Genomic DNA, 16,558 nt, shown 5'->3' on the forward strand with positions numbered 1-16,558 from the left:
CATCGTGAACACCACAGAATCATTGTGGGAGCGGGCTTGCTCGCGAAGGCGTCAGATCAGACAACCGACTCTTTAAGCCAACAGCATCTGCCGCAACTCGACACAATCCGCCGCATGCCAATCGGTCAATTCCGGCCAGGGATTATCCGGTAGATTCACCAGCACCGTGCGTGCACCCGCTGCCCGCCCGCAATCGAGATCGAAACGGTAGTCGCCCACCATCACCAGCTCGCTCGCTGGCACCTTCCACGCTTCGGCCAGTTTCAGCAATCCGCCCGGATGTGGTTTGGGCGGTGCATCATCGCGGCCCAATACATCTTCCAGTGCAAAGCAGTCGGCCAGGCCAATGGCCTCCAGCGTGACATGCGCCAGCTCCCGGGCATTGCGCGTCAGAATACCCAGGCGATAACCGCGCCCGGCCAGCTCGCGCACCAGCTCCACCGCGCCCGGCGCCGGTTTCGAACCGAGGGCCAGGTCCCGCTCATGCTCCAGCAGCCACGCGTGTTTGGCGGCGGCTTCATCGGCCGGCAGTGCGGCAAGATGAGTCAGGATGTCGTGTTCGGCAGGGATCGCCAACGCCACGCGAATCGCCGCGAAGTCGTGCACGGCCACCGTCAGGGTGCCGTCCATGTCGAACACCCAGTGATGCACATTGGCCAGGCTCACGCCCAATCCTTGCGGTGACGGATCAAGCCTTCCTGGGTGACCGAGGCCACCAGTTGCCCGGCACGATTGAACACACTGCCCCGGGAGAAACCACGGGAATTGCCGGCCCACGGGCTGTCCATTGCGTAGAGCAACCAGTCATCGGCGCGCAGATCCTGATGGAACCACAACGCGTGATCGAGGCTGGCCACCTGCATGTCCTTGTTCCACACCGTTTTGCCATGGGGCTGCATCGACGTGACCAGTAGGCCGAAGTCCGAGGCATAGGCCAGCAGGTATTTATGCAGCGCCGGCGAATCGGCCAAGGCGCCGTCGGCGCGGAACCAGACGTACTTGACCGGGTCGGACGGCAGCGGGTTGTAGGGATCTTTCTCGGTGATCGGACGGAATTCGATCGGTTTCGGGCACAGCAGCTTTTCGCGCATTTTTTCGGGAATCAGGTGCGCGCGCTGCTGGGTGATTTCCAGCTCCGAGGGCAGATTTTCCGGGCCGACCACTACCGGCATTTCGCTCTGATGCTGAAAGCCTTCCTCGTCGTACTGGAACGAGGCGCTGCACGTGAAGATCGGGTGGCCCTTCTGGATCGCGGTGACCCGGCGCGTGCTGAAACTGCCACCGTCTCGCACCCGGTCAACCTGATACACCACCGGCAACCCGGCATCGCCCGGACGCAGGAAATAGCCGTGCATCGAATGCACATGACGCGCTTCTTCAACCGTCTGACTGGCCGCCGACAGCGACTGGCCGAGCACCTGGCCACCGAACAGCTGACGAAAGCCCAGGTCCTGGCTGCGGCCACGGAACAGGTTTTCTTCGATCGGTTCCAGGGTCAGCAGGTCGACCAGATCATCCAACACTTGGCTCATTCAGACTCTCCTCACACAACACATTACCGGGCAGGCTTGGCTGCGACGGTCGATTCAGTTTCCCGGCAGGGCCATCATGGGGGCCATTGTAAACGTCCGTGCCAGCTTATCCATGCAAGGTTTGCAGCCATTGTTCACGGCTGATGCGATACAGAACATGCCGACGCAACGGATGTTCGGCTTCGAGTCGTGGGTGATCGAAGTCATCCGCCGGATCATGGTGCATGCCGATGGCCTGCATGACTTTCTCTGACGGCAGGTTGGTTTGCGCCGTGAAGGCCACCACCTCTTTCAGCGGCAAGCGGTCGAACCCGCAGCGCAGAGCGGTCCACGCCGCTTCACTGGCATAACCGAGGCCCCAGTGCTCGCGGGCCAGGCGCCAGCCGATTTCCGTGGCGGGAGTGAAAGGTGCATCGAATCCGACCACGCCGAGCCCGGTAAAGCCGATGAACTGGCCAGAGTCTTTGCGCTGCAAGGCCCAGAGACCGTAACCATGCTCGGCGAAATGACCACGGATTCGGCCGATCAATGATGCGCTTTCCAGCCGGCTCAACGGTGCCGGGAAGTAGCGCATCACCTGCGGATCGGCACACATCGCCGCAAAGTCCGGCAAGTCTTCATCGCGCCACTGACGCAATAGCAGCCGAGCGCTTTCAAGTTCCAGTATTGGCTCCATCGTGCCCCGCCCCTCCATTTCAATGTCGCCAGTCTACAACGCTGGTAGGATCCGTCTCTCATTCCCGTCTGAAATCATCATGCCGCTGCCGCTGATTTATCACGAAGACTACAGTCCCGAGTTTCCGGCGGATCACCGCTTCCCGATGGACAAGTTCCGCCTGTTGCGCGACCACCTGGTGGACAGTGGCCTGACCCGCGACGCCGACCTGCTGCGCCCGGATCTGTGTCCCGCGGATATTCTCGCCCTCGCCCATGACCCTTCGTATATCGAACGCTACATGAGTGGCGAACTGTCCCGCGAAGACCAGCGCCGCCTCGGCCTGCCCTGGAGCGAAGCCCTGGCCCGGCGTACGGTGCGGGCGGTCGGTGGCTCGTTGCTGGCGGCCGAACAGGCGCTGGAGCATGGCCTGGCCTGTCACCTGGCGGGTGGTACCCACCATGCGCACTACGACTACCCGGCCGGGTTCTGCATCTTCAATGACCTGGCGGTGATCAGCCATTACCTGCTGGAAAGCGGCCGGGTGAACCGGGTGCTGATCTTCGATTGCGACGTGCATCAGGGCGACGGGACTGCACGAATTCTGCACAACACCCCGGAAGCAGTGACCGTTTCCCTGCACTGCGAAAAGAATTTTCCCGCACGCAAAGCCGAAAGCGACTGGGACATCCCGCTACCAAACGGCATGGGCAATGCCGAATACTTGAAGGTGGTGGACGATGCGCTCAACTACCTGCTGCCACTCTACCAACCGGATCTGGTGTTGTATGACGCCGGGGTCGATGTGCATAAGGACGACGCCCTGGGTTATCTGAAGCTGACAGACGAAGGCGTCGCCGCACGCGATGAAAGCGTGATGCGCCATTGCCTGGGCCGCGACATTCCGCTCGTCGGGGTGATCGGCGGCGGCTACAGCAAGGACCGCCAGGCCCTGGCCCGCCGTCACGGCATCCTCCATCACAGTGCGCAGCGCGTCTGGCAGTCATCAGGTTGTCACTGAGCTGTGGATGCTTTACCCACAATGCCTGTGGAGCTGCCTGTGGATAACCTGAGTGAAAGGGACTACAGGCCACGCTGCGTATAGGCTACAGAGTGGTGGTTGTTTTTTAACCAGCCGTTGTGAATACCACAAACCAAATGTGAGAGCGGGCTTGCTCGCGAATGCGGTTTATCATCAACATCTTCATTGACTGACCCACCGCTTTCGCGAGCAAGCCCGCTCCCACATGGGTTTGGGCTGGTAGAATGCCCGGCTTATCCCGTCAGACCGCAGCGCACCCCATGACTCAATCCTCGCCAGCCCTCACCCCTCACGTCGCCATCATCGGCGGCGGCCCCGCCGGTCTGATGGCGGCCGAAGTGTTGAGCCAGGCCGGGATCAAGGTCGACCTGTACGACGGCATGCCTTCGGTCGGACGAAAATTCCTCCTGGCCGGCGTCGGCGGCATGAACATCACCCACTCCGAAGCCTACCCGGCGTTTCTCTCTCGCTACGCCGAACGCGCCCCACAGATCGCCCCGCTGCTGCGCCGCTTCGGTGCCGAAGCGCTGTGCCAGTGGATTCATGACCTGGGCATCGAAACCTTCGTCGGCAGTTCCGGCCGGGTATTCCCCACCGACATGAAGGCCGCACCGCTGCTGCGCGCCTGGCTCAAGCGCCTGCGTGACAGCGGCGTAGTTATCCACACCCGCCACCGCTGGCTCGGCTGGGACGAGCGCGGCGGTTTGCGCATTGACAGCCCGGAAGGTGAAAGCACCGTTCAGGCCGATGCCACCCTGCTCGCCCTTGGCGGCGGCAGTTGGTCGCGCCTGGGCTCGGACGGCGCATGGATGCTGGCACTGGAGCAACAGGGCGTAGGACTGGCGCCGCTGCAACCGAGTAATTGCGGCTTCGAGGTGCAGGCCTGGAGCGAATTGATGGTCAGCAAATTCGCTGGCGCGCCGCTGAAAAACATCGCCATCGGCCTTAACGACGATGTCCCGCGACTCGGCGAATGTGTGATCACCGCGACCGGGATCGAAGGCAGTTTGATCTATGCCCTGTCGGCTCCGATCCGCGAAGCAATCAACCAGCACGGTTCGGCAACAATTCATCTGGACCTGCTGCCCGGCCGGCCTGTGGATAAAGTTCAGGCGGCGTTGAGCAAGCCTCGGGGATCGCGCTCAATGGCCAAGCACCTGCACAGCCAGTTGGGCATCGATGGGGTTAAAGCGGCGCTATTGCGAGAACTGACCAGCACCGACTGCTTTACCGACATGGCCTTGCTGGCCCACGCGATCAAGGCGTTACCACTGACACTGGTAAAAACCCGTCCACTGGACGAGGCCATCAGCAGCGCTGGCGGCGTGATGTTCGAGGCGATGGATGAGCGCTTGATGCTCAAGCAAATGCCTGGCGTGTTTTGCGCGGGAGAAATGCTGGACTGGGAAGCGCCGACGGGCGGCTATCTGCTGACCGCGTGTTTCGCCAGTGGGCGAGCGGCGGGGTTGGGGATGGTGGAGTGGTTGCAGTGCCAGGGCTGAAGACCGAGGCGCGCCCTTCGCGAGCAAGCCCGCTCCCACAGGGGATTTGTGAACAACACAGATCCAGTGTGGGAGCGGGCTTGCTCGCGAAGGCGGCTTAGCAGGCGTCGCTAGTATTAAGGCTTACGCTTACGCGGCCCAGTGTTGAACACCGGCACCTTGCGCACAGGCTTGATCGAAGGCTCCGCTGGCGCAACCTCTCCGCTATCCACCCACTTACCCAGATTGCGTTTACCACCGCCACCACCGGAAGCCTTGGGCTTCTTCGGTTTTTTCGGCTTCTTGATCACCTGGCCGCTGGCATCGGTATCCGGCACCCGGTGCTCTGGCTCGAAGTCCGGCTCGTTCTGCCGCTTCAGGGTCTGGCGGGTCAGCATCTCGATAGCCGACAGCAAATTCACTTCATCGGCGCAGACCAGGGAAATCGCCTCGCCGGTCGAGCCCGCGCGACCGGTACGACCGATGCGGTGGATGTAATCTTCGGCGACGATCGGCAAATCGAAGTTGACCACCAACGGCAAGTCTTCGATGTCCAGGCCGCGGGCGGCCACGTCTGTAGCGACCAGAATCTGCACTTCACTCGCCTTGAAGCGGTCGAGTGCACGCTGACGGGTCGCCTGGGGTTTGTCGCCGTGGATGCCGTCGGCATTGATGCCCAGGCCCTGTAGTTTTTCCACCAGCGCGTCCACGCCGTTGCGGGTCTTGGCGAACACCAGCACCTGCTTCCACTTGCCCTTGCGCATCAGGTGCACGAACAGTTCCGGCTTGCGCTTCTTGTCCACCGTCACGATCCATTGCTTGACCGTATTGGCAGCGACGTTGCGCGGGCTGACTTCAATGCTCAGCGGGTCGTTGAGCATCTGCCCGGCCAGCAGGCGGATGTCATCGGAGAAGGTCGCGGAGAACAGCAGCGTCTGACGTTTCTTCGGCAGCGCGCGGTAAATGTTCGCCAGCTCCTCGGAAAAGCCCAGGTCGAGCATGCGGTCGGCTTCGTCCAGCACCAGGGTTTGCAGTTGATTGAACTTCAGCGCGTTCTGGCGGAACAGGTCGAGCAAGCGGCCCGGGGTCGCGACCAACAGGTCGACGCCGCTGCGCAGCTTCATCATTTGCGGGTTGATGCTGACGCCGCCGTACACCGCGTAGGTGCGTAATGGCAGGTTTTCAGCGTACTGGCGCACGGCCTCGTGAACCTGCTCGGCCAGCTCGCGGGTTGGCACCAGGATCAGTGCGCGAACCGAATTGGCGGTGACTTTCGGCCCTTCCATGGCCAGCAGTTGCAACAGCGGCAGGGCGAAACCGGCGGTCTTGCCGGTGCCGGTCTGGGCCGCGGCCATCAGGTCGCGACCGGCCAGCACCGCCGGAATGGCTTGCGCCTGAACCGGCGTCGGAGTCTGGTAGCCGAGCGTCTCGAGGGAGCGCAGCAAGGGTTCGATCAGGCCAAGGGTGGCGAAAGTCATGGGAGTACCGTAGGAAAATTCAGCGCGGGTTGTTCAAAACAAGTGTGCAAAACAAGATGCAATGCCGCGCAGTTTACCCTAATTCACACGGGATTCTGTCGGTACTCCCTTCGCCACCACCGGCCGTTCTGGCGTGCGACGCCATTGCGGCAGGCCAATCAGCACCACGGCGCTGATGATCACGGCCATCGCCAGGGCTTCTTCGATGCCAATGGTCTCACCGACGAAAACGATTCCCAGCAACACCGCCACCGCCGGGTTGACGTAGGCATAGCTGGTCGCCGCGGCCGGACGCACGTGCTTCAACAGGTACATGTAGGCGTTGAAGGCGATGATCGAGCCGAACACGGTCAGATACGCCAGAGCCGCCCAGCCTTCGATCGGCGGGACCTTTTCCAGGTGTTCACCGCTGACCGCACTGGCAATCAGCAGCACCACACCCCCCACCAGCATTTCGACGGCACTGGCCATCGCCCCTTGAGGCAATGGCAGGTGTTTACTCCACACCGAGCCGAAAGCCCAGGTCGCCGCCGCGAACACCAGCAACGCCGCGCCCAACGGGCTCGATTGCAGGTTGGAGCCAAGATTGAGCATGGCAATGCCGATCAACCCGAGGACAATCCCGGCCCATTCGAGACGGGTATTACGCGCACCCCAGAAATATCCACAGAGCAAGGTAAACAGCGGCACCGTCGCCACCGCCAATGCGGCGACCCCGGAAGCCACCCCCGTGTGCTCGGCGACACTGACCGCGCCATTACCACAGGCGAGCAGCAACACGCCGATGACCCCGGCGGCTTTCCACTGCACCCAGGTCGGTGCCGGCGCCCCGCGCCAGCGCAGGAAGGCGTACATCAAGGTCCCGGCAATGACGAAGCGGATACCGGCGAGCAGCAGCGGCGGCCAATACTCCACACCGATGCGGATCACCAGGTAGGTCGAGCCCCAAATCACGTACAACGCGAAAAAGGCTGCGATCAACGGTAAGGGAAAACGACGGAGGCCAGGCATGGGGAGCAGCTCGCAGGCAATTCAAGTGAATGGCTATTCTAGAAAGGCCATCAACAGAAAATAAGTTACAAAACCTGTTTATCGCACCGGTACACTTTTCAAAACACGGAGATTCTTGCGATAAACCATGTTTTCGAAAGTCAGTCATTTTCAGGAGTCGCCCCATGGACAAATACGACCGCATGCTGCTCAGCGCCCTGCTGGAAAACGGTCGCGCGTCCTACGCGGACCTGGCGCGCAAGGTCAATCTGTCCGCCCCGGCGGTGGCCGAGCGCGTGGCCAAGCTCGAAGCCAGCGGCGTGATCACCGGCTATCAGGCGAAAGTCGACATGGCCAAGCTCGGCCTGCCCATCCAGTGCGTGATCGAACTGCGCCTGAACCAGCACGGCAACCAGAAAGCCTACGACGACCTGATCAAAATCCCGCAGTTGACCGAATGTCATCGGGTGACCGGTGACCCCTGCGTGATCATGCAAGCGGCGGTGGGCTCGATGCCGGAGCTGGAAGAGCTGATCAACCGGATTGCAACGTTCGGGTTCAGCAAGACGTCGATCGTGTTGTCGAGTGCGATTGAGAAGCGGGTGCCGTTGGGACACATTGAAGGGAACCTGTAGGAGCGAGCCTGCTCGCGATGGTCGCCAACGATAACGCGGGATACCTGACACCCCGCACTGATCTCGGGTTCATCGCGAGCAGGCTCGCTCCTACAGGGGGTATGCGGTGTTTTCAGAAGCCGCGATAACGCTTGAGGTGCTCGCCTACCTTCGCCGCCGGGACCTTCTGCAACTTGCACAGCAAGTCATGGGACAGCTCGCGCAAACCATGCTTGTGCCGCAACTCCTCAGCCAAGTGCGCCGTCAGGTTGGCCGCCATCTCGGCATCGGCCATGGCCCGGTGGGCCTTGCCGGTGTGGGGCAGGTTGGCAAACGTGGTGAGGGTGCCGAGTTTGTGGTTCGGCGCGGCGGGCATCAGGCGGCGGGCCAGTAGCAACGAGCAGGCAAAGTTCTGCAAGCGGGTGCGTTTGATTCGCCCCAGCTCAAAGTCCCAGAACTTCTGGTCGAATGCGGCGTTGTGCGCCAGCAGTGGCGTAGTGCCGACGAACTCATTGACCTCGTTCATCACCTGCTCGGCGGGCGGCGCGGTGCGCAGCATGGCATTGCTGATGCCAGTGAGTTGCTCGATGAAGGCCGGGACGCGTACGCCGGCGTTCATCAGGCTCTGGTAACGCTCGACGATGCGCCCCTGTTCAAGGATCACCACGGCAATTTCCGTGGCCCGGCAGCTGCTGCTCGGGGAGATCCCGGTGGTTTCAAAGTCGATGACTGCTATGCGTTCCAAACCTGGTTGAACTCCGTAAAAATCAATTCTTGAGCAGCAACGCGCCTTCGATCGGCACGTAGCGGCTGGCGGCGCGGATCAGCGAGTTGGCCGTGAGGCCTGGCACGCCGTAGGCCACCGCCTGTACCCCGTGTTTGCTGATGATGCGCTCGAGCAGCATGTCGAAATCACCGTCGCCGGAGGCCAGGACGATTTCGTCGACATGGTCGGCGGCGTCCATGATGTCGAGGGTGATGCCCACGTCCCAGTCGCCCTTGGCCGAACCATCGCTGCGCTGGATGTACGGCTTGAGCTTCACGGTGAAACCGAGGTTGCGCAGGATCTGCTGGAACTGCTGCTGTTTGCTGTCGCCCCGGTCGATGGCGTAGGCGTAGGCCTCGACAATCTCGCCCTGTTTGCTGATGTCAGCCCACAGCGCGGCGTAGTTGAAGTGACAACCATAGGCCTGACGCACGGTGTAATAGAGGTTTTGGACGTCGGCGAACACTGCGATTTTTTTCACCGGTTTTCCTCAAGGCTGAACCAGGCCCCAGGCCCGAAAAGTCGCCCAGTATGCCAGCCCAGAGGATTGTTCCGCGAATAATCGGCTATGTGGCGAGGGAGCTTGCTCCCGTTGGACTGCGCAGCAGGCCCTTTGGGTTCCAAAAGCAAGGGGGCTGCTTCGCACCCCAGCGGGAGCAAGCTCCCTCGCCACAGAGGGGTCAGACGAAGGAGTCGTCGTCGCCGCCGAAGAGCGAGTCATCGCTGTAGTCAGCGTCACTGAACCCGCCCTGATCGTTGCTCCAGGAATCATTACCGGCCATGCGCTGGTCATCGCCCCAGCCATTGTTGCCCTGGTCGTTGACCTGGGCCGGTTCTTCCTTGATGACTTCGACGACTTCCGGTTGCTGATTGTGATGGAACAGGCTGCTGATGCCTTGAGCCAGCATCACGCCACCTGCCACGCCGGCGGCGGTTTTCAGCGCGCCACCAAGAAAACCGCTACCGGCCGCTGCCGGAGCCTGCTGCTGCGGTGCATAGCCCTGCTGTGGAAAGTTCTGCTGCGGTGCGCCGAAGTTCTGCTGTGGCGGTTGCGCACCGAACGACGAGCGTCCCGGTTCACGCCAGCCGCCGTTCGATGGCGGTGCGCTCTGGGTGGGTGCCGGTTGTGGATCACGGGAAGCGCCGCCAAAGATGCTCGACAAAAAGCCACCACTGCTCGGCGCAGGAGCCGGGGTCGCCTGGGTCTTGGCCTGTTGCAGCTCGGCCTGCAACTGCTGGACTTGCTGGCTCAGTTGTTTGTTCTGTTCATCGAGGCTCTTGATCGCCGCCTCTTGCACCAGAATCGCCTGGGTCATGAAATAACCGGCCGCAGGCTGGCGCGTCAGGTGTTCCTTGATCCGCGCCTCGGCCAATGCGTCGCGCGGGGCTGAGTCCGTTTCGGCCTGTTGCAGCCGGGAAAACAGTCCATCGATCAGGGTTTGTTCTTCGCTGTTCATGGCGACCTCATAGATTGCCGGGGGAAATCGTTGCCCTTTTCCACTGAGGATAAGGGGTCCGACCTTAATGGATGCTGAAACAGGATGTTTCAATAGCCTTTACCGAACGTTTACGTTTGCGTCCCCGGGCGCTTGATCGGTTAAAGTGAGCCACTGCTTCCAACCTGCGATACCAACTGATGAATCCGTTAGATGTCCTGCGTGACTCGCTGTATTTCTTCAAGCGCAATCTGGGCCAGATCGTGCAGCTGTGCCTGCCGCTGGTGATGCTTGAGGCGCTGTTGCAACAAGTGGTCGACCACTCGACGGAGCCGGACAGTTTCCCCGGCATCAGCGTGATCGTCGGCCTGCTGGTGTACCCGCTGTACACCGCCGCGCTGATTCTGTTTCTCGACGCCCGCAGCCGCGGTGAGTCGCCGCGCAACCGCGACCTGCTGGCGATGTCGGCCAGCCTGTGGCCACGTTTCGCCCTGCTGACGGCGCTCAATACCGTGCTGATTCTGCTGGGCCTGTCGCTGTACTTCCTGCCGGGCATCTACCTGATGGTGACCCTGGCATTTGGCGAATACCTGTTGGTGCTGCGCGGCCTGGCGCCGCTGGCGGCCATGAAGGAAAGCCTGCGCATGACCAAAGGTCACTTCCTGCGCATCCTGCTGTGCATTCTGTGCGTGATGGGGCCGCTGTGGCTGCTCAAGGGCGCCACCCTGGCGGTGTATCCGGAACCGCAAAACCCGGTGATCTCGCTGCTGATCGACAGCGCGCACAGCTTCCTGCAGCTGTTTACCAGCGTGGTGCTGTTCCGCTTGTTCATGCTGATCAATCCGCAGCCTGAGAGAAATGACAACTCGCTCTGACCTTGGGCGCAACCATCGCTCTCGGGTATGCTCGGGAACAATTTTGTAACGCTAATAAGCCGAGCCATGACCCGCCTACTGCGCTACACCTTGCTGGGCCTGCTGATCGCGATCGGCCTGATCGCCGTGATGATCTACAGCCTGACCTGGCGCCCCGACGCCAAAGAAGTGTTATCCGTCAGTTGCAATGACCAGGCACCCACCCTGGTCCCCGGGCAGGCACTGAAAGTGATGACCTGGAACGTCCAGTACCTGGCCGGAAAGCGTTACGTTTTCTGGAATGATCTGGCCGCCGGTACCGACGAACGCCCCACAGCCGAAGACATGGCCTTCAGCCTCGACGAAGTGGCGCGGGTAATTCGCGACGAACAACCGGACATCCTGCTGTTGCAGGAACTGGACGACGGCGCCAAGGCCAGCGATTACCAGCACCAGTTCAAACTGCTGCAGGAACGGCTCGCCGACTTGTATCCCTGTGGCACCAGCGCCTTCGACTGGAAAGCCGACTTCGTACCGAACCCGCACATCTTCGGCAGTGTCGGCCGGCAACTGGCAACCCTGAGCCGCTACCAGATCGAACATGCCGAACGCTGGCAACTGCCTGTCGCCTCGGGCAATCCGCTCAGCCGCCAATTCAAACCCAGAGACGCCTTGCTGGTGAGCTATTTGCCGTTGAGTGATGGCGGGCAGATCGCAGTGCTCAATACCCATCTGGACCGCGCCAGCCAAGTCGACAACGACTTGCAAAATCAGGTGAACGCCGTGGCCAGGGCCCTCGATAAATTCGAAAGCCGTGGCACGCCGTGGTTGATCGGCGGAGATTTCAACCTGTTGCCGCTAGGCCAGTATCGACGCTTGCCCGACGCGCAACGCACGCCCTACTCCGCCGACAGCCTGTTGCATATCCTGTGGGACAAGTACCCGATGATCCCGACCAACAACGAAGCCAGTGGTATCGACCGCGAACGCTGGCTGACCCACTACCCGAACGATCCCGGGCTGAACGGCCCGGACCGGACCGTTGACTACCTGTTCTACAGCCCGCGGATCAAACGGGTCGAGGCGATGGTGCGGCAGGACGATACATTGCGCATCTCTGATCACCTGCCGGTGATTGGCCGGTTTCTGTTGCCGGCTGCGCCGTAGCGCCAAAACCTGTAGGAGCTGGCTGGTGTGGCTAGGGGGCTTGCCCCCGTTCGGCTGCGCAGCAGTCGTAAACACGGTGTTCGAAAATCTTGGGGCCGCTACGCGACCCAACGGGGGCAAGCCCCTCGCCACAAAGGCCCGCTCCCACAGGGTCTGTGCAAACCTGACTTAATGCACCTCTTCCAGATCGTCATGCAGCAGCCCGAAGATCTCGCGTTTCATCTCGATGAACGAACGCTCCATGACCATGTCCAGGTTGCGTGGGCGCTCGATCGGCACATCGAGGATCTGCTTGATCCGCCCGGGCCTGGCGCCCATCACATAGACCCGGTCGCCGAGCAGAATCGCCTCGTCGATGTCGTGGGTCACGAACAATACGGTCTTCTTGCTGTTGCCCCAGACCCGCAGCAACAACTGCTGCATTTGCAGGCGCGTCTGGCTGTCGAGGGCGCCGAAGGGTTCGTCCATCAGCAGAATCTGCGGGTCATTGGCCAGCGCGCGGGCAATGGCGACGCGCTGCATCATGCCGCCGGACAACTGCTTGGCGTAGTTGTCGGCAAAGCCGCTCAGGCCCACTTCGTTGACGTAGTAATCGACGATGTCTTTGCGCTCCGCCGCCGGCATGCCGCGCCGCTTGAGGCCGAACTCGACGTTCTGCCGCACCGTCAACCACGGGAACAGCGTGTAGCTCTGGAACACCATGCCGCGATCCGCGCCGGGGCCTTCCACCTGTTTGCCGCCGACGTAAATCTCGCCGGACGTCGGTTCGGCCAGGCCGGCGGTGAGGTACAACAGGCTCGACTTGCCGCAGCCCGACGGTCCCACCAGCACAGCGAACTGCTGGTCGGGCACCTCGAACGATACCTCCTGCAATGCGGTAAAGGTTCCGCCATCGGGTTTCTTGTAACGCAGACTGACCTTGTCCACTTGCAGCCGTGGCGCGTTCACCGGGGCAGTCTGAGGGGCGACAAAACGATGAGTGGCGGCAGTTACTGAGCCCATGCGGTGATCCTCAGACGAAGGAAACGGAACAGTTGATCGGTGACCAGGCCCAGCAGGCCGATGATCGCGATGGCCAGGAAGATCACATCCACCTGGAAGCCACGCATGGCCTTGAGGCTCAGGTAGCCCAGGCCACTGGAAGCAGCGACCAGTTCAGCCACTACCAGGTAGGTCCAGGCCCAGCCCATGGTCACGCGCAGGGTGTCGAGTACGCCTGGCAGGGACGCCGGGGCGATCACATGCAGCACCGCGTCACGGCGGTTCGAGCCGAGGGTGTAGGAGGCATTGATCAGGTCTTTGGAGATGCCTTTGGACACATCCGCGATCATCACCAGTTGCTGGAAAAACACGCCGAAGATGATCACCGATACCCGCTGTTCCAGACCGATACCGATCCACAGGATGAACAACGGTACGAACGAGGTCACCGGCAGGTAGCGAATGAAATTCACCAGAGGCTCAAGGAAAGCCTGGACGATACGAAAGCTGCCCATCAACAGTCCCAGCGGCACGGCCACCAGGGACGACACGATGAAACCGACCATCACCACTTCGACGCTGGCCCACACGTGCTGGCCGAGGGTGCCGTCGCGACCCAGGCGCACGGCGGCCTCGACCACCGCGCCCGGCGTCGGCAGGAACATGCCCGGCACCACGCCGCCGTAAGACAAGCCGGCCCACAGGCCGACCAACAGCACCCAGGCCAGGCCGCTCGCGCTCCAGATCACCGAGACCGGCAAACCGGTCTTTGGCGTGATGCAGCGGCTCAGCCATGAATTGCGCTTGAACATGCAGCCTCCTAGAGCGGGGTTACGAAACGGTTGTCGATAAGGTCATCATTGCTGACGTTGTAGGGCTTGCCTTGCAGCTCACTGGCGGTCTCGTTGGCCAGTTTGATCAGTGGCGCGCTGTCACCCGGCTTGCCCGGCGCGCCCAGCAGTTTTTCGCTCATGGCCTGATCGTAGAAACGCACGCCCTGGGCGGCCGCTTCCAGTTCCTTCGGATCAGCCAGGTAACCACCGACACCCTTGGCCATGATTTTGTAGGCTTCCTGTGGATGGTCCTTGGTGTACTGCACGGCTTTGTACAAACCGGCCACCAGGGCCTTTACGTCTTCCGGCTGTTTTTCGATGACGGTGCAGTTCAGTGCGACCACGTCGACAATCACCCCCGGTGTGCTGCTGCTGTCGATCAGCACCTTGCCTTGCTGCTTGTCGCGCACCATCGACAGGTGCGGTTCCCAGGTCACGGCGGCCGGTACGCGGCCGGCAATGAACGCGGTAGCAGCGTCGTCAGCCGTCATGTTCTGCACCGTGATGTCACTCATTTTCATGCCGTTCTTTTTCAGCAGGTACGACAGCCAGAACTGCGAGGTCGACCCTTCGTTCACCGCCACGGCCTGGCCCTTGAGCTCCTGCAGGCTCTTGACGTCCTTGCCGACCAGCACGCCGTCGCCACCATGGCTGTCGTCCAGTGCTGCAACAGCCTTGAAGCAGAATTGCGGACGGTACTTGAGCACCTCGTCGATGGTCGACGCCGAGCCGGACAACTCGCCGGACGCTTGTGCGGCCATGTACATCGCCGCTTCTTCGACCACCGGCAACTCGACGGTCAAACCGTTTTCCTTGAAGTAGCCAAGGTCCTGGGCCAGGTACAGGGTGCCGTAGCCGACCCAGGTGGTATGACCGATGGACAGGGTGCCGGCCTGGGCGCTGGTGGCGACCGTCGCGGCGATGGCGGTGACCGCCAGTGGATGGGCAACGCGTGTAAGCAAGGACTTGATCATGGAGCACTCCCAAAGCTGTTGATTTAGTTTTGTCATGGGCAGTACGGCGAGCCCTGAATCGGCTGCAACCTGTGGTCTCTCGGGGACCCTTCGGCGGGCAGCATTCAGCGGGCTGGCGAGATCGATGTTGGCCCAAGGGCGGGATTAGGAAAATGAGGAAATATGTCGATGCGAACGATGAAAAAACTCGTTAGCACGCACCGCGAAAGGGCGCTGTGGGCGGGGATGCCCGAGGTGGGTGCAAGGCGTTAAAAATGTGTTGAATGGGCCATGGCATTCGCGAGCAAGCCCGCCCCCACAGGGGATCCGTGTCAGACACAAATCCAATGTGGGAGCGGGCTTGCTCGCGAAGAGGCCCGAGAGAACGCTACAAGATCAAATCCGGCCGTATTCCTGCGCCGTGCGATCCAGCGCTTTCAAGGTCTTGCTGATCAGCTCATCGATCTCCTCGCGACTGGCAATCAACGCCGGCGCCATGATCATCCGGCCGAGGGTCGAGCGAATGATCACCCCCTCCTCAAAACCAATCGTACGGCAGCGCCAGGCAATGTCATTCTCGTTGGCAAAACGCTTGCGAGTGGACTTGTCTTCGGCCAGTTGCAGCGCCGCGACCATGCCAGTGCCCTGGATGTCCCCCACCAGCGGGTGCTTGCCGAACACTTCGCGCAGGCACTGTTGCAGGTACGGGCCGATGTCGTCCTTGACCCGCGTCACCACGCCCTCGTCACGCAGCGCCTTGAGGTTGGCAATCGCCACCGCCGCCGCCACCGGGTGCCCGGAATAGGTCAGGCCGTGGGCAAACACGCCGCCCTGCTCCACCAGCACCGAGGCCATTTTCTTCGACAGGATCAAACCACCCATGGGGATGTAGCCCGAGGTCAGGCCCTTGGCGATGGACAGGGTGTCCGGCTCGAAACCGAAGTACTCGTGGGCGAACCATTCGCCGGTACGACCGAAGCCGCCGATCACTTCATCGGCGCACAGCAACACGTCGTACTTGCGGCAGATGCGCTGGATTTCCGGCCAGTAGCTTTCCGGCGGGAAGATCATTCCGCCAGCGCCCTGGAACGGTTCAGCGATGAAGCCCGCGACTTTGTCCGCACCCAGTTCGAGGATCTTCGCTTCCAGTTGTTGCGCCGCGCGCAGACCGAATTCAGCCGGGGTCAGGTTGCCCTCGTGAGCGAAGAAGTACGGCTCGTCGATGTGCTCGATGTCCGGAATCATGCCGCCCATTTCGTGCATGAATTTCATGCCGCCCAGCGCCGTCGCGGCCAGGGTCGAACCGTGGTAACCGTTCCAGCGGCCGATCATGATTTTCTTCTCGGGCTTGCCGAGCACCTGCCAGTAGCGACGCACCGTGCGGATCAACACCTCGTTGGCTTCGGAGCCGGAGTTGGTGTAGATCGCGTGGCTGTAGTGACCCGGCAGCAAACTGAACAGCAACTCGGACAGCTCGATCACCTGCGGGTGGGTGGTGTGGAAAAACATGTTGTAGTACGGCAGCTGCTCCAGCTGCTGGCTTGCCGCGAGGGCCAGGTCCTTGCGCCCGTAACCGAGGTTGGTGCACCACAACCCGGACATGCCGTCGAGGTAGCGGCGGCCATCGTTGTCCCACAGGTGCAGGCGCTCGCCACGGACCATCACCCGTGGCCCTTCGTCGTTGAGGGCTTTCTGATCGACGAACGCATGGATGTGGTGCGCAGCGTCGGCGGCCTGGTAGTCGCGGGTTTCACGTGGTGTGGTCATCGCCAGTTC

17 protein-coding genes are annotated in these 16,558 nt (G+C 61.6%); 5 read left to right on the forward strand and 12 right to left on the reverse strand.

What is annotated here, in order from left to right:
• Positions 1-72 precede the first annotated feature (72 nt).
• The 3 genes from QMK54_RS27195 to QMK54_RS27205 all read right to left on the reverse strand — a co-directional run bounded on the left by QMK54_RS27195 (position 73) and on the right by QMK54_RS27205 (position 2,208).
• Complete coding sequence (locus QMK54_RS27195) at positions 73-666, reverse strand: HAD family hydrolase (RefSeq protein WP_223594657.1); 594 nt, start codon at positions 664-666, stop codon at positions 73-75.
• The gene (gene tesB / locus QMK54_RS27200; protein WP_223594659.1) at positions 663-1,532 is read right to left on the reverse strand and encodes an acyl-CoA thioesterase II; all 870 of its coding nucleotides are present in this window, start codon (positions 1,530-1,532) and stop codon (positions 663-665) included. The genes QMK54_RS27195 and tesB overlap by 4 nt, the downstream gene beginning before the upstream one ends.
• A gap of 106 nt (positions 1,533-1,638) precedes the next feature.
• On the reverse strand, positions 1,639-2,208 hold the full coding sequence (locus QMK54_RS27205; RefSeq protein ID WP_110662364.1) for a GNAT family N-acetyltransferase: 570 nt from the start codon (positions 2,206-2,208) through the stop codon (positions 1,639-1,641).
• A 79-nt stretch (positions 2,209-2,287) separates the two neighbouring features.
• Between QMK54_RS27205 and QMK54_RS27210 the strand changes: the two genes are divergently transcribed.
• On the forward strand, positions 2,288-3,208 hold the full coding sequence (locus QMK54_RS27210) for a histone deacetylase (protein ID WP_320401622.1): 921 nt from the start codon (positions 2,288-2,290) through the stop codon (positions 3,206-3,208).
• Between the two features lie 281 nt (positions 3,209-3,489).
• A complete protein-coding gene (locus QMK54_RS27215; protein ID WP_320401623.1) occupies positions 3,490-4,731 on the forward strand; it encodes a TIGR03862 family flavoprotein in 1,242 nt (413 codons plus the stop codon).
• 116 nt (positions 4,732-4,847) lie between these two features.
• Here the strand turns inward: QMK54_RS27215 and QMK54_RS27220 are convergent, their stop codons facing one another.
• Positions 4,848-6,188 (reverse strand): DEAD/DEAH box helicase, encoded by a 1,341-nt coding sequence (locus QMK54_RS27220; protein ID WP_007975800.1) that lies wholly within the window; start codon positions 6,186-6,188, stop codon positions 4,848-4,850.
• A gap of 78 nt (positions 6,189-6,266) precedes the next feature.
• Positions 6,267-7,199: a drug/metabolite exporter YedA gene (yedA, locus tag QMK54_RS27225; RefSeq protein ID WP_110662139.1), complete on the reverse strand. Its 933-nt coding sequence runs from the start codon at positions 7,197-7,199 to the stop codon at positions 6,267-6,269.
• 164 nt (positions 7,200-7,363) lie between these two features.
• Between yedA and QMK54_RS27230 the strand changes: the two genes are divergently transcribed.
• Positions 7,364-7,813: an Lrp/AsnC family transcriptional regulator gene (locus tag QMK54_RS27230; protein ID WP_108216372.1), complete on the forward strand. Its 450-nt coding sequence runs from the start codon at positions 7,364-7,366 to the stop codon at positions 7,811-7,813.
• A 112-nt stretch (positions 7,814-7,925) separates the two neighbouring features.
• Here QMK54_RS27230 and QMK54_RS27235 read toward each other — a convergent pair whose 3' ends face one another.
• The 3 genes from QMK54_RS27235 to QMK54_RS27245 form a co-directional block, all read right to left on the reverse strand.
• Positions 7,926-8,537, reverse strand: coding sequence for a PolC-type DNA polymerase III (locus QMK54_RS27235; RefSeq protein WP_110662138.1), 612 nt, complete (start codon positions 8,535-8,537; stop codon positions 7,926-7,928).
• Positions 8,538-8,559: 22 nt separating this feature from the next.
• The gene (locus tag QMK54_RS27240) at positions 8,560-9,039 is read right to left on the reverse strand and encodes an NYN domain-containing protein (RefSeq protein WP_007990686.1); all 480 of its coding nucleotides are present in this window, start codon (positions 9,037-9,039) and stop codon (positions 8,560-8,562) included.
• 199 nt (positions 9,040-9,238) lie between these two features.
• The gene (locus tag QMK54_RS27245) at positions 9,239-10,015 is read right to left on the reverse strand and encodes a DUF2076 domain-containing protein (protein WP_320401624.1); all 777 of its coding nucleotides are present in this window, start codon (positions 10,013-10,015) and stop codon (positions 9,239-9,241) included.
• A gap of 179 nt (positions 10,016-10,194) precedes the next feature.
• Here QMK54_RS27245 and QMK54_RS27250 point away from each other — a divergent pair, with 179 nt between their 5' ends.
• On the forward strand, positions 10,195-10,869 hold the full coding sequence (locus QMK54_RS27250; RefSeq protein WP_110662135.1) for a YciC family protein: 675 nt from the start codon (positions 10,195-10,197) through the stop codon (positions 10,867-10,869).
• Between the two features lie 66 nt (positions 10,870-10,935).
• On the forward strand, positions 10,936-12,015 hold the full coding sequence (locus QMK54_RS27255) for an endonuclease/exonuclease/phosphatase family protein (RefSeq protein ID WP_110662134.1): 1,080 nt from the start codon (positions 10,936-10,938) through the stop codon (positions 12,013-12,015).
• A 168-nt stretch (positions 12,016-12,183) separates the two neighbouring features.
• On the opposite strand, the gene QMK54_RS27260 is transcribed toward QMK54_RS27255, so the two are convergent.
• The 4 genes from QMK54_RS27260 to QMK54_RS27275 all read right to left on the reverse strand — a co-directional run bounded on the left by QMK54_RS27260 (position 12,184) and on the right by QMK54_RS27275 (position 16,549).
• A complete protein-coding gene (locus QMK54_RS27260; protein ID WP_103396519.1) occupies positions 12,184-13,017 on the reverse strand; it encodes an ABC transporter ATP-binding protein in 834 nt (277 codons plus the stop codon).
• Positions 13,005-13,808, reverse strand: a complete 804-nt coding sequence (locus QMK54_RS27265; RefSeq protein WP_007990681.1) for an ABC transporter permease — start codon at positions 13,806-13,808, stop codon at positions 13,005-13,007. The genes QMK54_RS27260 and QMK54_RS27265 overlap by 13 nt, the downstream gene beginning before the upstream one ends.
• Positions 13,809-13,816: 8 nt before the next feature.
• Positions 13,817-14,803: an ABC transporter substrate-binding protein gene (locus tag QMK54_RS27270; protein WP_057400544.1), complete on the reverse strand. Its 987-nt coding sequence runs from the start codon at positions 14,801-14,803 to the stop codon at positions 13,817-13,819.
• Positions 14,804-15,178: 375 nt separating this feature from the next.
• The gene (locus QMK54_RS27275; RefSeq protein WP_110661171.1) at positions 15,179-16,549 is read right to left on the reverse strand and encodes an aspartate aminotransferase family protein; all 1,371 of its coding nucleotides are present in this window, start codon (positions 16,547-16,549) and stop codon (positions 15,179-15,181) included.
• Between the last annotated feature and the right edge of the window lie 9 nt (positions 16,550-16,558).

It is taken from the genome of Pseudomonas sp. P5_109, from assembly GCF_034009455.1.
In the GTDB taxonomy this organism is placed as follows: domain Bacteria; phylum Pseudomonadota; class Gammaproteobacteria; order Pseudomonadales; family Pseudomonadaceae; genus Aquipseudomonas.

Excerpts from the sequence above, each read along its gene's own strand:
- QMK54_RS27220 (WP_007975800.1), bottom strand. The coding sequence starts at position 6,188 with ATGACTTTCGCCACCCTTGGCCTGATCGAACCCTTGCTGCGCTCCCTC.
- tesB (WP_223594659.1), bottom strand. The coding sequence starts at position 1,532 with ATGAGCCAAGTGTTGGATGATCTGGTCGACCTGCTGACCCTGGAACCG.
- QMK54_RS27250 (WP_110662135.1), top strand. The coding sequence starts at position 10,195 with ATGAATCCGTTAGATGTCCTGCGTGACTCGCTGTATTTCTTCAAGCGC.
- QMK54_RS27215 (WP_320401623.1), top strand. The coding sequence starts at position 3,490 with ATGACTCAATCCTCGCCAGCCCTCACCCCTCACGTCGCCATCATCGGC.
- QMK54_RS27205 (WP_110662364.1), bottom strand. The coding sequence starts at position 2,208 with ATGGAGCCAATACTGGAACTTGAAAGCGCTCGGCTGCTATTGCGTCAG.
- QMK54_RS27260 (WP_103396519.1), bottom strand. The coding sequence starts at position 13,017 with ATGGGCTCAGTAACTGCCGCCACTCATCGTTTTGTCGCCCCTCAGACT.
- QMK54_RS27270 (WP_057400544.1), bottom strand. The coding sequence starts at position 14,803 with ATGATCAAGTCCTTGCTTACACGCGTTGCCCATCCACTGGCGGTCACC.
- QMK54_RS27230 (WP_108216372.1), top strand. The coding sequence starts at position 7,364 with ATGGACAAATACGACCGCATGCTGCTCAGCGCCCTGCTGGAAAACGGT.
- QMK54_RS27255 (WP_110662134.1), top strand. The coding sequence starts at position 10,936 with ATGACCCGCCTACTGCGCTACACCTTGCTGGGCCTGCTGATCGCGATC.
- QMK54_RS27245 (WP_320401624.1), bottom strand. The coding sequence starts at position 10,015 with ATGAACAGCGAAGAACAAACCCTGATCGATGGACTGTTTTCCCGGCTG.
- yedA (WP_110662139.1), bottom strand. The coding sequence starts at position 7,199 with ATGCCTGGCCTCCGTCGTTTTCCCTTACCGTTGATCGCAGCCTTTTTC.
- QMK54_RS27265 (WP_007990681.1), bottom strand. The coding sequence starts at position 13,808 with ATGTTCAAGCGCAATTCATGGCTGAGCCGCTGCATCACGCCAAAGACC.
- QMK54_RS27210 (WP_320401622.1), top strand. The coding sequence starts at position 2,288 with ATGCCGCTGCCGCTGATTTATCACGAAGACTACAGTCCCGAGTTTCCG.
- QMK54_RS27275 (WP_110661171.1), bottom strand. The coding sequence starts at position 16,549 with ATGACCACACCACGTGAAACCCGCGACTACCAGGCCGCCGACGCTGCG.